Source organism: Leucobacter sp. BZR 635 (assembly GCF_048061935.2).
GTDB lineage: Bacteria > Actinomycetota > Actinomycetes > Actinomycetales > Microbacteriaceae > Leucobacter.
On the sequence record NZ_JBLUNZ020000048.1, the window covers coordinates 1 to 14462 of the forward strand.

At 67.3% G+C, this 14462-nt stretch carries 13 protein-coding genes and 1 pseudogene; 2 read left to right on the forward strand and 12 right to left on the reverse strand.

What is annotated here, in order from left to right; genetic code table 11:
* From ACI1US_RS09980 to ACI1US_RS10030, 11 genes and pseudogenes are all read right to left on the reverse strand, one after another.
* Positions 1-399, reverse strand: a pseudogene (locus ACI1US_RS09980) (hypothetical protein); the annotation flags it as partial.
* 2 nt (positions 400-401) lie between these two features.
* Entirely contained in the window at positions 402-1373 is a 972-nt protein-coding gene (locus ACI1US_RS09985) for an electron transfer flavoprotein subunit alpha/FixB family protein (protein WP_416549970.1), read from the reverse strand.
* An 18-nt stretch (positions 1374-1391) separates the two neighbouring features.
* Complete coding sequence (locus tag ACI1US_RS09990) at positions 1392-2168, reverse strand: electron transfer flavoprotein subunit beta/FixA family protein (RefSeq protein WP_416549971.1); 777 nt, start codon at positions 2166-2168, stop codon at positions 1392-1394.
* A 185-nt stretch (positions 2169-2353) separates the two neighbouring features.
* On the reverse strand, positions 2354-3535 hold the full coding sequence (locus ACI1US_RS09995; protein ID WP_416549972.1) for a bifunctional 2-methylcitrate synthase/citrate synthase: 1182 nt from the start codon (positions 3533-3535) through the stop codon (positions 2354-2356).
* A gap of 39 nt (positions 3536-3574) precedes the next feature.
* Positions 3575-4486, reverse strand: coding sequence for a methylisocitrate lyase (gene prpB / locus ACI1US_RS10000; RefSeq protein WP_416549973.1), 912 nt, complete (start codon positions 4484-4486; stop codon positions 3575-3577).
* The gene (locus tag ACI1US_RS10005) at positions 4486-6009 is read right to left on the reverse strand and encodes an MmgE/PrpD family protein (RefSeq protein ID WP_416549974.1); all 1524 of its coding nucleotides are present in this window, start codon (positions 6007-6009) and stop codon (positions 4486-4488) included. Before ACI1US_RS10005 ends, prpB begins: the two co-directional genes overlap by 1 nt.
* Complete coding sequence (locus tag ACI1US_RS10010; RefSeq protein ID WP_461640123.1) at positions 6006-6689, reverse strand: GntR family transcriptional regulator; 684 nt, start codon at positions 6687-6689, stop codon at positions 6006-6008. Before ACI1US_RS10010 ends, ACI1US_RS10005 begins: the two co-directional genes overlap by 4 nt.
* A 587-nt stretch (positions 6690-7276) precedes the next feature.
* Complete coding sequence (locus tag ACI1US_RS10015) at positions 7277-8038, reverse strand: SDR family NAD(P)-dependent oxidoreductase (RefSeq protein WP_461640125.1); 762 nt, start codon at positions 8036-8038, stop codon at positions 7277-7279.
* A 61-nt stretch (positions 8039-8099) separates the two neighbouring features.
* Entirely contained in the window at positions 8100-9476 is a 1377-nt protein-coding gene (locus tag ACI1US_RS10020; RefSeq protein WP_461640127.1) for a dihydrolipoamide acetyltransferase family protein, read from the reverse strand.
* A gap of 27 nt (positions 9477-9503) precedes the next feature.
* On the reverse strand, positions 9504-10502 hold the full coding sequence (locus ACI1US_RS10025) for an alpha-ketoacid dehydrogenase subunit beta (protein ID WP_461640129.1): 999 nt from the start codon (positions 10500-10502) through the stop codon (positions 9504-9506).
* Entirely contained in the window at positions 10499-11686 is a 1188-nt protein-coding gene (locus ACI1US_RS10030; protein ID WP_416549978.1) for a thiamine pyrophosphate-dependent enzyme, read from the reverse strand. Before ACI1US_RS10030 ends, ACI1US_RS10025 begins: the two co-directional genes overlap by 4 nt.
* 146 nt (positions 11687-11832) lie before the next feature.
* Here ACI1US_RS10030 and ACI1US_RS10035 point away from each other — a divergent pair, with 146 nt between their 5' ends.
* Complete coding sequence (locus ACI1US_RS10035; protein ID WP_416549979.1) at positions 11833-12240, forward strand: phage holin family protein; 408 nt, start codon at positions 11833-11835, stop codon at positions 12238-12240.
* 392 nt (positions 12241-12632) lie between these two features.
* Here ACI1US_RS10035 and ACI1US_RS10040 read toward each other — a convergent pair whose 3' ends face one another.
* Complete coding sequence (locus tag ACI1US_RS10040; RefSeq protein ID WP_461640132.1) at positions 12633-12905, reverse strand: AbrB/MazE/SpoVT family DNA-binding domain-containing protein; 273 nt, start codon at positions 12903-12905, stop codon at positions 12633-12635.
* Between the two features lie 145 nt (positions 12906-13050).
* Between ACI1US_RS10040 and purB the strand changes: the two genes are divergently transcribed.
* The gene (purB, locus tag ACI1US_RS10045; RefSeq protein WP_416549980.1) at positions 13051-14430 is read left to right on the forward strand and encodes an adenylosuccinate lyase; all 1380 of its coding nucleotides are present in this window, start codon (positions 13051-13053) and stop codon (positions 14428-14430) included.
* The last annotated feature ends 32 nt before the right edge of the window (positions 14431-14462 follow it).

The following is a 14462-nucleotide window of genomic DNA, read 5'->3' on the forward strand; positions in this document are numbered from 1 at the left end:
CGGAGTGGGTACCCCACCGTTGGTCGCGACGGCGCCCTCGGGGGCCAAGCCTTCGGCCGGCCACGGCTCGCCGCCCGCAACGCGCGGGAGCCCGCGCCGCAATGGCGTGACGTTGAGCGTCACCGGCGCTGCCTTCACTGGCGCTGCCTTCACTGGCGCTGCGGAAGCGGAGCTCGCAGCAGCTTCGGCCACCGCCGCCGCGGGAGCTGCCGCTTGGGCGGGTGCAGCAGCGGGCGCTGCGGCCTCAGCGGCCGGGGCTGGGGCTGGGGCTGGGGCCGCTGCCGCAGCGACCGGGTCTACCGCCACGGGAGCGCCCGCGAGCGTTCCGCCGGCCGGCCACGGCTCGCCGCCGGGAACGCGAGGCAACCCGCTTCGCGTCGACTGGGAGTAGCTCGCCATCGCTACTGCTGCCTTCCTTCGAGGGCGGCAAGCAGCTGCGGTACGACGGTGAACACGTCACCGACGACGCCAAAATCGGCGACGTCGAAGATGGGTGCGTCGCCATCCTTGTTGATCGCAACGATGTTCTTCGCGGTCTGCATACCCGCGCGGTGCTGGATTGCGCCCGAGATACCGAGCGCGATGTACAGCTGCGGTGAGACCGAGACGCCGGTCTGGCCGACCTGGTACGACGCCGGCACGAAGCCAGCATCAACGGCTGCACGCGAGGCGCCGATTGCGGCACCGAGCGCATCGGCGAGCTGTTCGACGAGCTCGAACTGCTCCTTCGAGCCCAGGCCACGGCCGCCTGAGACCACGCGGTTCGCGCCGCGCAGCTCGGGCCGGGAGGACACCTCGGTCACGGCCTCGAACGAGTCGATGCGGCCAGCCGGCACGCCCGAGTCGCTGACAGTGAGCGGCTCGGCGGCTGCGGTCTGCGCCGCGGCTCTTGCCTCGACGGACCCCTGGCGGATCGTAATCACCGGGGCGCCGAAGGTCGCAGCCGAGGTGACGTTGTAGGCGCCACCGTAGACGGAGTGCTGCGCGACAACACCGAGGTCGTCGCGCAGGGCGCCGATCGCGTCGACCGCGAGCGCCGAGCGGCTGCGTGCTGCGAAGCGGGCGGCGGTGTCGCGGCCGTTGACGGAGTGCGAGATGAGCACGGCGTCGGGCTGCACGAGTGCGGCAGCGGCCTGGAGCGCGTCAACGGCGAATGTGCCGAGACCTGCGCCCGCTGCGGGGGTCGCGACGAGCACGCGCGTCGCGCCCGCTGCTGCCGCGTCGGCCGCGAGTGCCTCGGGCCCGATGACGAGTGCGACGGGCGTGCCAGCCTGCGACGCCGCACCGAGCAGCCCCGCGGCGGCGTCTTCGAGAGCGCCCGAGGCCTCAGCCTCAAGGACAACGAGGATTGAATCCTGTGCAAAATCAGTCATGATCTGTTCCCCTCGTCCCTACACCAGTCGGTTCTCGATGAGGTAGTTCGCGAGCTGAGTGCCCGCGTCTCCCTCGTCGACGATCTTCACGCCTGCGGAGCGCGCTGGCTTCTCCGCGACGGTGAGCATGATCGAGCGGGCGGCTGCGGGATCCTCTGCGTCAACACCAAGGTCGGCGAGCGACACGACCTCGAGCGGCTTCTTCTTCGCCGCCATGATGCCCTTGAAGTTCGCGAAACGCGCCTCGGGAAGTGCTTCGGTGATCGAGATGACCGCGGGAAGATCAGCTGAGACCTTCTGCACGCCGCCCTCAACGGGGCGAATGCCTGAGACGCCCGCTGCGGTGATCTCAACTTCGCTGAGCCCCGTGAGCCCCTGCACGCGCAGGTGCTCGGCGAGCATTGCGGGAACCGCGCCGCCCGAACCGTCGGTCGACGCGTTGCCCGCGATCACGAGGTCGAAGCCCGCACGCGTGAGCGCCTTCGCGAGCACCTCCGAGGTAAGCCCGAGGTCGGCCCCAAGAAGCCCCTCATCGACGATGTGGATCGCGGAGTGCGCGCCCATCCCGAGCGCCTTGCGGATCGTGCCGCCAGCACTCTCCGGCGCGAGCGTCAGCACGACAACCTCGGTGCCCTCGTTCTTGTCAGCGAAGGAGAGCGCGACTTCAAGGGCGCGCTCGCCGATCTCATCGAGAACAGTGTCTGAGGCCGCCCGGTCGGCGAGCCCTGTCTCGAGGTGCAGCTTTCGATCCCCGTACGTGTCGGGAACCTCTTTGACCAGCACGACAATCTTCATCGATTCTCCTTACCTCGGCCTCTCGGCCGGAGATTTCTGCGGGCCTAGGCCCCGCCCGGCGCCCGGTGGGGCGCGCGAATTATCCTCGTAGACGCATCATACGGGAGGGAATGCCTCAAAGTGGAAAATGTTGCGCCACTCACCGGAATCTCCCTCCGCGCGGCCCGCCGGGCTGACGTTTTCAACTATCCCTGCTCTTCAGGCCGTTCTGCGGCAGCGAGCGCCTCCGCGTCGGGCACGTAGCCGTCGATGTGCCGCTCGTCGACGCCGTTGTAGGCAGAGAGCGGGCGGATCAGCGCGTTCGACGCGGTCTGCTCCATGATGTGCGCGGTCCACCCCGTCACGCGCGACGCGATGAACAGCGGCGTGAACGTGAGCGTATCGAAGCCGATGAGGTTGTACGCGGGGCCCGACGGGTAGTCAAGGTTCGGGTAGATCCCCTTACGGGAAACAAACTCGCCCTCGAGCGCGTCATAGAGCGCCGCAACGTCGGGCCGATCGTAGTGCTCGACGAGGGTGTCGAGCGCGGCCTTCATCGTCGGCACACGCGAGTCGCCGCGCTTGTACACCCGGTGCCCGAAGCCCATGATCTTGCGCTTCTCGGCGAGCGCAGCCTCGAGCCAGGGCACGACCTTGTCGGCCTCGCCAATCTCATCGAAGATGTGCATGACGGCCTCGTTCGCGCCGCCGTGCAGCGGGCCCTTGAGGGCGCCGATCGCGCCGACGACGGCCGAGTACAGGTCGGAGAGCGTCGAGGTAATGACGCGGGCCGTGAACGTCGACGCGTTGAACGAGTGCTCGGCATACAGGGTCATCGAGCGGTTGAACGCATCGACCACGACCTCGTCGGACTCCTCGCCAAACGTCATCCACAGGAAGTTCGCGGCGTAGTCGAGGTCGTCACGCGGCTCGACGAGCGCCTCGCCGCGGCGGCGGCGCTGCCCGTAGGCAACGATCGCCGGCAGCGCAGCGTAGAGCCGCACGCTCCGCGCCAGGTTCTCCTCGGGGCTGCCGGCGGCGTCGAGCACCGATCCCCCACCCGTAACATCGGAGGCGCCGATGACGCTGACCGCCGTGCGCACCTCGTCCATCGGGTGCGCCTCGAGCGGCAGCAGGTCGATCGCTGCCTTCACGTTGTCCGCGAGCGCACGGTGGCGCCGCTCCTCCGCCCGCAGCTCAGCAAGCTGCTGCTCGGTCGGCAGTTCGCCGTTCCACAGGAGGTACGCGACAGCTTCAAACGGCTGGGTCGCCGCGAGCTCCTGCACGGGATAGCCCCGATACAGCAGGCTGTTGCTCTCTGGGTTGACCTTCGAGATCGCCGTGAAATCGGCGACGACCCCTGCGAGGCCCTTCTGAATTTCTGTCACGATAAGCTCCTTCGCTTGTGCTGCGGGCGGAGAGCGCGGTTAGCGCTCTACCTCGAAATTGAACACGCTCGTATCGAAGTGGTTGTACCCCTCGTAGTCAATCAGTTCGTAGAGGTCAGCGCGATGCTGCATCTCATCGAGCTTCGACGTGAGTGAGCCCTCGGCGATGATGGTGTCGAGCGCGCGGCCCGTCGCCCCCATCGAGATGCGGAGCATCGATACCGGCCAGATGACGATGTTCATGCCGACATCGGCGAGCTGCTGCGTGGTGAACAGCTCGCTCTTGCCAAACTCCGTCATGTTCGCGAGCAGCGGCACGTCGACCGCGCTGCGGATCGCCTCAAACTCCTCAAGCGTGCGCATCGCCTCGGGGAAGATCGCGTCGGCGCCCGCGTCAACGAGCGCCTTCGCGCGATCCTTCGCGAGGTCGAGGCCGTGCGGGCCGTCGGCCGTCGCGCGGATATCGGTGCGCGCCATGATGAGGAAGTTGTCATCGCGACGTGCGTCGGCCGCCGCGCGGATCCGCTTGGTCGCGGTGGACTCGTCAACCACGGCCTTGCCGTCGAGGTGGCCGCAGCGCTTCGGGTTGATCTGATCCTCGATGTGCGCGCCTGCAAGGCCAGCGTTCTCGAGCTCCTGGATCGTGCGCGCCACGTTCATCGGCTCGCCGAAACCGGTGTCGGCGTCGATGATCGCCGGCAGGTCCGTCATGCGCGCAATCTGCTCGCCGCGGCCCGCGACCTCGCTGAGCGTGGTGAGGCCGATGTCGGGCAGGCCGAGATCAGCCGAGAGCACGGCGCCGGAGATGTAGACACCCTCGAAGCCCTTCTGCTCGATCATGCGGGCGGAGAGCGGGTTGAACGCGCCGGGGAAGCGCAGCAGCTCCCCCGTCGCGAGCCGCTCGCGGAACAGCCGGCGCTTGTCAGCCGGTGTGACCTTTGAGTACAGCATTAGAAGAGTCCCTTCGGAGCAGACGCGAGGTCGATCACGCCGGCCTTCGCTACGATGTTCAGCTCGCGCACCTCGTCGGCCGAGAGCTCGGGCAGGCGCTGCACGAGGTCGAGGAAACGCTCGATCTCGGCGGCCTCGAGCACGGGCTCAGCGAGCAGGCGGAACTTCGCGATGTAGTTGTCGCGCGCGAATGGCCGGGCGCCGAGTGGGTGCGCGTCTGCGACGGCGATCTCGTCGACGATCTTCGTGCCGTCGTTCAGCTCGATCTCGACGCGGCCGCCGAAGGCCTTCTCGTCGGGATCCTCGGAGTGGTAGCGGCGCGTCCACTCGGCGTCCTCTGCCGTGGTGATCTTGTTCCACAGCTCGACGGTGTCCGCGCGGTTTGCGCGCTCCGGAGTGTACGAATCGACGTGGTGCCAGCCGCCGTCCTGCAGCGCGACCGCGAAGATGTACGGGATCGAGTGGTCGAGTGTTTCACGTGAAGCATTCGGATCGTACTTCTGCGGGTCGTTCGCGCCGGAGCCGATGACGTAGTGCGTGTGGTGGCTCGTGTGCAGCACGACGCCCTTGATGTTCGCCGGGTCAAGCAGCTCGGGGTGCTCGCCGTGGAGCTTGCGTGCAAGGTCGATCCAGGCCTGCGCCTGGTACTCGGCCGAGTGCTCCTTGGTGTAGCTGTCGAGGATAGCGCGCTTCGACTCGCCCTTCGCGGGCAGCGGCACGGCGTACTTCGCGTCGGGTCCGTCGAGCATCCAGGCGATGACACCGTCTTCGCCTTCGTAGATCGGGCTCGGCGAGGTCTGACCGCGCATCGCGCGATCCACTGCCTCGACCGCCATCTTGCCGGCGAACGCGGGAGCGTGCGCCTTCCAGGTCGAGATCTCGCCCTTGCGCGACTGGCGCGTTGCGGTGGTGGTGTGCAGGCCCTGAGCTACGGCCTGGTAGATCGTCTCGGTGTCGAGGCCGAGCAGCGTGCCGATGCCGGCAGCAGCCGACGGGCCGATGTGCGCAACGTGGTCGATCTTGTGCTTGTGCAGGCAGATCGCGCGCACGAGGTCCATCTGGATCTCGTAACCGGTCGCGATTGCGCGAACGAGCGCGCGGCCGTCCTTGCCGACGTGCTGTGCGACCGCGAGGATCGGCGGGATGTTATCGCCGGGGTGCGAGTACTCGGCGGCGAGGAAGGTGTCGTGGTAGTCGAGCTCGCGCACGGCAACGCCGTTCGTCCAGGCTGCCCACTCGGGGCTCGTGCGCTCAGCATCGAGGCCGAAGATCGAGGCACCCTTGCCGCCGGTCGAGACCGGGTGGGTGAGCGCCTGTGCGCGCGAGGCGATGATCGGGCCGCGGGTGAGCGACGCCGCCGCAACCGACGCGTTGTCGATGATGCGGTTGATGATCATGTCGAGCACGTCAGCGTCGACCTCGACAGGGTCAGTCGCGACCTCCGCGATCTTCCAAGCGAGCTGGTCTTCGCGCTCGAGGGTCTCTTCGCTCTTGTAGACACGAACATTGTGAATGATGGTCATGGTGTTCCTTCCGACAGTGGATCAGTAAGTGCTTCTGGGCCCGCGGGTGCTGCTGCGAGCGATGTGAGGATCGCGGCAAGCGCGTTGTGCAAGTGGACGTGCGTGGCGTGCGCGGCGAGTTCACCGTCGCCCGCGGCGATCGCTTCGGCGATGAGCCGGTGCTCGGCGACCGACGCGCGCAGCCTGGCGCGGTTGTCGCGGGCGAGCCGCCTCGCGCGGGCGAGGTGGGTGCGGATCGTGCGCAGCGCGTTCGTGAAGTATGAGTTGTTGACGGCCTCATCGAGAGCCTCGTCAAAGCGCGCAATGAGCTCGTAATAGGCATCCGTCTCGACCTCACCGTTCTCGGGATGTGCGGCGGCAAATGCTCTGGCAAGGTTCTCGAAGACTGCCGGGTCGCGCTTGGCCGCGGCGAGCCGGGCCGAGTTCTCCTCGAGCGCGCGACGCACCTCGAAGAGCGAGCGAACGTCACCCGCGCTGAAGTCTGACACGACGGTGACTCGGGGCGAGAGCTGATGCGCGAGGCCTGCCGCGGTGAGCCGACCGATGGCCTCACGGGCCGGAGTGCGGCTCACGCCGAGGCGGGCTGCCTGCTCGACCTCGCCAAGCACGGTTCCGGGGGCAAGCACGCCGCGCTGGATCTCCTCAAGCAGCTGTGCGTATGCCCTGTCGCTTGCGCGCATGATCCACCTCCCGAGTTGGCGTTACTTCGTCGTCCACTCTCAGCGTATACACTAAGCGACGCAAAAGCCAGCGTTTACGCGCAAATCACCCCAGAGTGCATACATTCACCTCCGTGCGCCCGCCCCTACCCGGGCCCCCTCCCCCACACTTCACCCACTCGCCACCTGCGCCCGCCTCACTCTGTCGCCGAGCTGCCATTGCCTCAGCAAAGTCATGGCATTTTTGCTGCAAAAACACCCTTACCTCGCTGAGGTAAGGGCTGATGAGCAGAAGAGGGGGTCGCCTAGCAGGCCCCGGGGGCCCTGCGCCGGGGAGCCGGCTCGCGGCCGGAGGTGATCCCAGCTGGCCTGCCGCGATGCTACGAGACACAAACCCGCCTTGCTCGTAAGCCATCAAGCCCCGTTTCATTCATTCCGACCCTTGCGCTGCCTGCGGAAGGGTCGGAATAGATAGAACGGGGCAGTGAGGATTTCGGGCGAGGCACGTTCCAGGGCAAGACCACCCGGCCAGGGCAACGCCCCCAGGCAGCGCAACGCCACCCGGTCAGCGCAACGCCGACCAGGTCAGAGCGCCCGAGCAGCTGAGCCTACTTCGGACCCATCCTGAGCGCGCCGTCCATACGGATCGTCTCGCCGTTGAGGTAGTCGTGCTCCGCGATCATCGCGACGAGCTGTGCGAACTCGTCGGGGCGCGCGAGGCGGGCCGGGAACGGCACCGAGGCCGAGAGCGAAGCGTTGACCTCCGGGCCGAGGGCCTCAAGCAGCGGCGTCGCGACGATGCCGGGGGCGATCGTGTTCACGCGGATCCCACTACGCGCGAGGTCGCGGGCGGCCGTGATGCCCATGCCGACGACGGCGCCCTTTGACGCCGAGTAGGCGATCTGCCCGATCTGCCCCTCGTACGCGGCGACCGAGGCCGTGTTCACGATGAGGCCGCGCTGGCCGGACTCGTCAACTGGCTCCTGCGCCGCCATGATCTCGGCAGCGAGGCGCAGCACGTTGAAGGTGCCGGTGACGTTGATGTTCAGCGTGCGCTGGAAGGTCTCGAGGTCGTGCACGCCCTTCGACGACAGGATGCGCTTCGCCGGCGCAATGCCCGCACAGTTCACCACGAGACGAATCGGCGGCTCTCCCGCGTCGAGCTGCAACGCGGCCGCGACCTCGTCCTCGCTCGTGACGTCGGCGGCGACGTAGCGGATCCCAGATGCGGGCTCCCCCGCCTTCTCGATCGACATCGCCAGGTCGAGGCCGACGACATTCGCGCCGCGGCCGGCGAGGAGTGCGGCCGTTGCCGCCCCCAGACCGGATGCTGCACCAGTGATGACTGCGGTGGTTCCTTCAAGCTGCATAGTGGTTCCTCGTCTTTGGGTCGCCTGGTCTCAGTATGTCCCGACGATACTCCGAATCGAACTAGTCGAGCAACAGGGCGGGCTCCTCGAGCACCGATGCGACGTCTGCGACGAAGCGCGAGATGACGTCGCCGTCGACGACGCGGTGGTCGAAGGATCCGCCGACGGTCGTCACCATGCGCGGACGCACCTGGCCGTCAACGACCCACGGCTTCTCCTTGATGGTGCCCATCGCCATGATTGCGACCTCGCCCGGGTTGAGGATCGGGGTGCCGAAGTCCATCCCGAACACGCCGATGTTCGTGAGAGTAATCGTGCCCTGCTGCATTTCTGCGGGCTGGGTGCGGCCCTCACGCGCCGTCATCGTGAGCTGCTCGATCGCCTGCGCGAGCTCGCGGAGGCTGAGCTCCTGCGCGTCCTTAATGTTCGGCACGACAAGGCCGCGCGGCGTCGCCGCGGCGATCCCGAGGTTCACGAAGTGGTGCCGAATGATCTCGGTTTCGGTAAAGGTCGAGTTGATCTCGGGGTTGCGGCGGATCGCCCAGAGCATCGCCTTCGCGAAGATGAGTAGCGGCGACACCTTGATACCCGCGAAGTCGGTCGACGTCTTGAGCCGCTTCACAAATTCCATCGTGCGGGTCACATCCGCCTCGACGAACACTGAGGTGTGTGGTGCCGTGAACTTCGACTCGACCATCGCCGCCGCGACAACCTTGCGGATGCCCTTGACCGGGATGCGTTCCTCCCGCCCGGCCTGCGCGGGGCGCTGGCCGGCGCTCTGGGCGGAGCGCTGGCCGGCGCTCTGGCCGGTGCCGTGGGCGGGGGCGTCTCCCCCAGCCCCAGCTGCCGCGTGCACGTCTTCCCGGAGGATCTCGCCGCCAGCGCCCGAGCCGGTGAGGTCCGTGAGCGCGACCCCGAGATCCTTCGCGAGCTTGCGCACTGGCGGCTTCACGTACGCTTTGCCCGGCTCGGGAGGCCCGTCGGTCTCGGGCGGGAGCGCCACGACGAGCGGCTGCCCGCCGGGCTTTCGCCGGCTCGTCACCGGGCCGCCGGTGCCGTAGCCGACGAGCACCGCGCCTGAGTTCTCGGCGTCTTCCTCCGGGGCGGCCGGGGCGGCCGGAGCCGCCGGGGCAGCAGAGGCCGGAGCCGCCGGAGCTGCCGACGCTGGCGCAGGGGCCGCCGCAGGAGCCGCGCCGTCAGCGCCCACCATGCGCAGGATCGGGGTGCCCACCGGCACTGTCGTTCCGGTCTCGACGAGCAGCTCCGCGACCTCCCCCTCGAAGGGTGACGGGATCTCGACGAGTGATTTCTCGGTCTCGATCTCGCAGATCACCTGGTTCAGGTGCACCGTGTCGCCGGGCTGAACGGCCCAGGTCACGATCTCGGCCTCGGTGAGGCCCTCCCCCACGTCGGGGAGCACAAATTCGTTGGTACTCATGATTTCCCTCTCAGCGCGTGCGCGCTGCTAGTAATTCATTGCGCGGTCGACGGCTTCGAGAATGCGATCCGCATCGGGCAGGAACAGCCCCTCGAGCCGCGCCGGCGGGAACGGTACGTCGTATCCCGACACCCGCAGCACCGGGGCCTGCAGCGAATAGAATGCGTGCTCGGCGACGTGCGCGGCAAGCTCGCTGCCGATGCTCACGCTGCCGGAGGCCTCCTGCGCGATGACGAGCCTGCCCGTCTTGCGCACGGACTCGAGCAGCGGACCGTAATCGATGGGCGAGACGCTGCGCAGGTCGATGACCTCGACGTTCGTCCCCTCCTGCTGTGCGACCTCTGCGGCCTGCAGCGCGGTCGTGACCATGGCACCGAACGCGACAACGGTGCAGTCGGTGCCCGTGCGGGCGACGCGGCTGTCGTGCAGCGGGGCGCCGGCGGTCGACGGGTCGACCTCGCCCTTCATCCAGTACTTGGCCTTGGGCTCGAAGAACAGCACGGGATCCTGCGACTGGATCGCCTGCTGAATCATCCAGTACGCGTCATTCGGCGTCGACGGCGCGACGACCCGGAGACCGGGGGTGTGCGCGAAGTACGCCTCGGGGCTCTCCTGGTGGTGCTCGACGGCGCCGATGTGACCGCCGTAGGGCACACGAATCACGACGGGCATCGGTACCTTGCCGTCGTGGCGACTCGTGATCTTCGCGAGCTGCGTGACGATCTGGTTGAAGGCGGGGAAGATGAAGCCCTCGAACTGGATCTCAATGACTGGCCGGTAGCCGCGCATCGCGAGGCCGATCGCGCTGCCGATGATGCCGGACTCAGCGAGCGGGGTGTCAAGCACGCGCGCGGTGCCAAAGTCAGCCTGGAGCTTGTCGGTGACGCGGAAGACGCCGCCGAGCGGGCCAATGTCTTCGCCCATGAGCAGGACCTTGTCGTCGGCGGCCATCGCGGCCCGAAGCCCCTCGTTAATCGCGCGGGCCATGGGAAGCACGGTGCGCTCCTGGAGCGTTGTCACGGTCATCCCTGCATCTCCTGCTCAGCCTCAAACGAGGATTCGTAGCGTTCCAGCCATACCCGCTGCTCCTCGATGCGCGGGTGCGCCTCCGAGTACACGTGTGCGAACATCGAGTCTGCGTCGGGCGGCGGCAGCTGCAAGATCTCATCGCGCACGCGCTTTGCCTCGCGGTCCGCGCTCTCAGCGACCTCGGTGAAGAACGCGTCGTCGACGCCCTGCTCGCGCAGGTACGCGGCCATCCGCTCGACCGGATCGCGCTCGCGCCAGGCCTCGAGTTCGGCGTTCTCGCGGTAGCGGGTGGGATCGTCGCTCGTGGTGTGCGCGCCGATTCGGTACGTGAGGGCCTCAATGTACCCGGGGCCCTGGCCCTCGCGGGCGAGCCGCAGGAAGCGGCGGCCGACCGCGTAGGCGGCCAGTGGATCGTTGCCGTCGATCTGCACGGCGCGAATACCGAAGCCGAGCGCGCGGCGGTACAGCGGGGTGCGGCTCTGCCGCTCCACCGGAACCGAGATCGCCCAGCCGTTATTCTGCACGACAAATACCGCGGGCGTCTGGTAGCTGGCGGCAAAGATCATGGACTCGTTCGCGTCGCCCTGGCTCGAGGTGCCGTCGCCGTAGAACGCCATCGTGGCCTCGCCGGTCGCGATGCCGGCCTCGCCAGCGTCGAGCGTGCCGGAGGCTGCGCGCGCCTTCGCGTCGAGCAGCTGGCCGAGGGCGTAGCCGCCGGCGTGCTGCGTCTGCGCCGCGAGTACGAGCGTGTACAGGTGGAAGTTGCCGTTCTTCGGGTCGGTGACGTCCCAGCCGCCGTGCGTGAATCCGCGGAACAGTCGGAGCATGTCGGTGAAGTCGACACCGCGCACCTTCGCGACCGTGTGTTCACGGTAGGCGGGGAAGATGTGATCCTGCGGCTCAGCGGCGTGCGCGAGCCCGACCTGGCAGCCCTCTTGGCCGATGCTCGGCACCCAGAGCGCGAGCTGTCCTTGGCGCTGCAGATGGGTCGCCTCGGTATCAAACGCACGGGTCTCAACCATGTCGCGATACCACTGCTTGTACTCTTCGATACCAACGCCATCAAGCTCCGCTGCATAGTCTGCGGCGGAGCTTGATGGGGAGTACCGACCTTCGGCGTCGAGGAAGCGAATCGGCTCTGGATCCACCATGTCAACGGCGAGCTGCGGGGTCTGGCTCATAGTGATCAAGTGTATCGACGGGGGTCATGCGAACCCGGATATATGGCCGCGCTTCGCGGGCTGCGAACACCGGCACCTGGCCGCTGCAGCGGTGAGTATTCGGGCGCGCCTCGCGGAATCCGTGCGCGTTTGCGAGAATCGTTCGCATGCGACTCATCATGCGTGTTCTCGTCTCCACCTTCGCCCTCTGGCTCACGACGCTCATCGTCGGCGGCTCGGGGCCGCGCGGGTTCTGGATCGAGCCGATCAGCGATGACCCCTACGGTCCGCTCGTCACCATGATCATCGTCGCCCTGGTGTTTGGGCTCGTAAACGGCACCCTCGGTCGCCTGGTGCGGATCGTGTCGATCCCGCTGTACATTCTCACGCTGGGCCTCTTCGGGCTCATTGTGAACGGGATCCTCATCTCTGTGATCGCCTGGCTCTCGGGCGTTGCAGGCTTCGGCCTGTATGTCGACGGCTTCTGGTGGGGCGTGCTCGGCGCCATCGTGCTGTCAGTGCTCTCGAGCATCATGAACGGCCTGCTCGGCACGAACAAGAAGCGCCGGCGCTAACGCGCCCCTCACACGAGTTCGTATGCGACCCCGCAGAGGTCGTACACGGGCGCTGCCCGCTCATCACGCGTGTGCAACGTGAGATCGTGTGCCGCGCAGGTTGCGGCGCTATCTCCGTCGGAGACGGCTCCCCCGGCACGATTCGCCCCTGAGAGTAACTTGAGCAGGGGAATTACCTCTGCAGCGTCGAGATGCACGGTTTTCCAGGCAGTGCTTCGAGCGCTGCCGCCGCGATCCCGGCGGGCACACGGTTGGGGCCGGGTAGCGAGGTGAGTACTCGGAAGGTCTCAAGCAGAACATGCGTGGGAACGTCGGTCACGCGCTGCACCGCAGTTCGACAGCTCTCAAAGCTGGAATGTGCAGGCAACAGCGCCGGCACGGGCACGCTCGTGTCACATGTGACGCGCCGTCGACTCATCGCGTCCCTCCTCGAGCACCGTTCGGATCATTTCGTCAGTCAACGGCGGCACACTCGCCCCGCTATCACTCGTGATCACCGGGAGCCCGCCCTGCGAGGACAGCTCAAAACGCACCGGAGCAAACTCGATCTGCAGCTTGCCTTCAATGAGGTCTACCCGCAGCTTCGAGCCAGGTTCGAGTCCCATGGCATCGCGGAGGGCCTTGGGCACGACAATTCTGCCCGCGGCATCAATGGTAGTGATCATGGTATTGAAAATACCTTCCGAGCTCCCATCGCGACAGGGGTCGCAGCGGGCCCGCTGGCCCCGTGGGAGAATGGGAGAGGACTGCGTTCGCACGCCTGTGCGACGCCCTTCAACTTGTTGCACGCACCGACCTAACGGAGAACCAATGACGAGCCTGCCCCCGCAGCCCATCAGCCCCCTCGACGGCCGCTACCGGAAGGCCGTTGAAGGCCTCGGCGACACGCTCTCGGAGGCGGGCCTGAACAAGGCGCGCGTGCACGTCGAGGTCGAGTGGCTCGCATACCTCACCTCTCACTCGCTGCTCGGTGGCACACCGATGGACGAGGCGCAGCTCGCGTCGCTCCGCGAGTGGGCGACGAACTTCGGCCAGGCCGAGATCGACGAGCTCGCCGAGACCGAGAAGACCACGCAGCACGACGTGAAGGCCGTCGAATACCTCGTGCGCGCACGCCTCGAGGCGCAGGGACTCGGGCAGTTCGCTGAGCTCACCCACGTCTGCTGCACAAGCGAAGACATCAACAACCTGTCGTACGCGCTCACCGTGAAGCAGGCGATCGCTGACGTCTGGCGCCCGAAGTTCGTGGCCGTGATTGATGAGCTCGAGCGACAGGCCGGCGTCTACCGCGACCTCCCCATGATGAGCCGCACGCACGGCCAGCCGGCGACCCCCACGACGCTCGGCAAGGAGCTCGGGGTGTTCGTCTACCGCCTGCGCCGCCAGCTGCGCCAAATCGACGCCGTCGAATACCTTGGCAAGTTTTCGGGCGCTACCGGCACGTTCGCCGCCCACCTCGCCGCCGATCCCACAGCCGACTGGGAGACCATCTCGCGCGAGTTCGTCGAGGGCCTCGGGCTCGATTGGAACCCGGTCACGACCCAGATTGAGTCACACGACTGGCAGGCGGAGCTCTACACCCGCGTCGCGCACGCGAACCGGATCCTGCACAACCTCGCGACCGACATCTGGAGCTACATCTCCATCGGTTACTTCCGGCAGACCCCCGTCGCGGGCGCCACCGGTTCTTCGACGATGCCGCACAAGGTCAACCCGATCCGTTTCGAGAACGCCGAGGCCAACCTCGAGCTCTCGAACGCGCTGCTCGATTCGCTCGCCGCGACGCTCGTCACGAGCCGCTGGCAGCGCGACCTCACCGATTCCTCGGCGCAGCGCAACATCGGCGTCGCCCTCGGCCACTCGGTGCTCGCCCTCGACAACACGCTCAAGGGCCTCGGCCAGATCGACGCAGCGCCCGAGGTACTCGCCGCCGACCTCAACGGCAACTGGGAGGTGCTCGGCGAGGCGATCCAGACAGTCATTCGCGCCGAGGTCACCGCGGGCCGCTCGACAATCAGCGACCCCTACGCCGCCCTCAAGGAACTCACGCGCGGTCGCCGCATCGGCCAGGCAGAGCTCGTCGAGTTCGTCCAGGGGCTCGAGATCGGCGACGAGGCGAAGCAGCGCCTGCTGCAGCTCACGCCCGCGACCTACATCGGCAACGCTCCGGAGCTGCTCAAGTACCTGTGAGCGAGCGGGTTGCCGCGTTCCGGCAGCTGCGC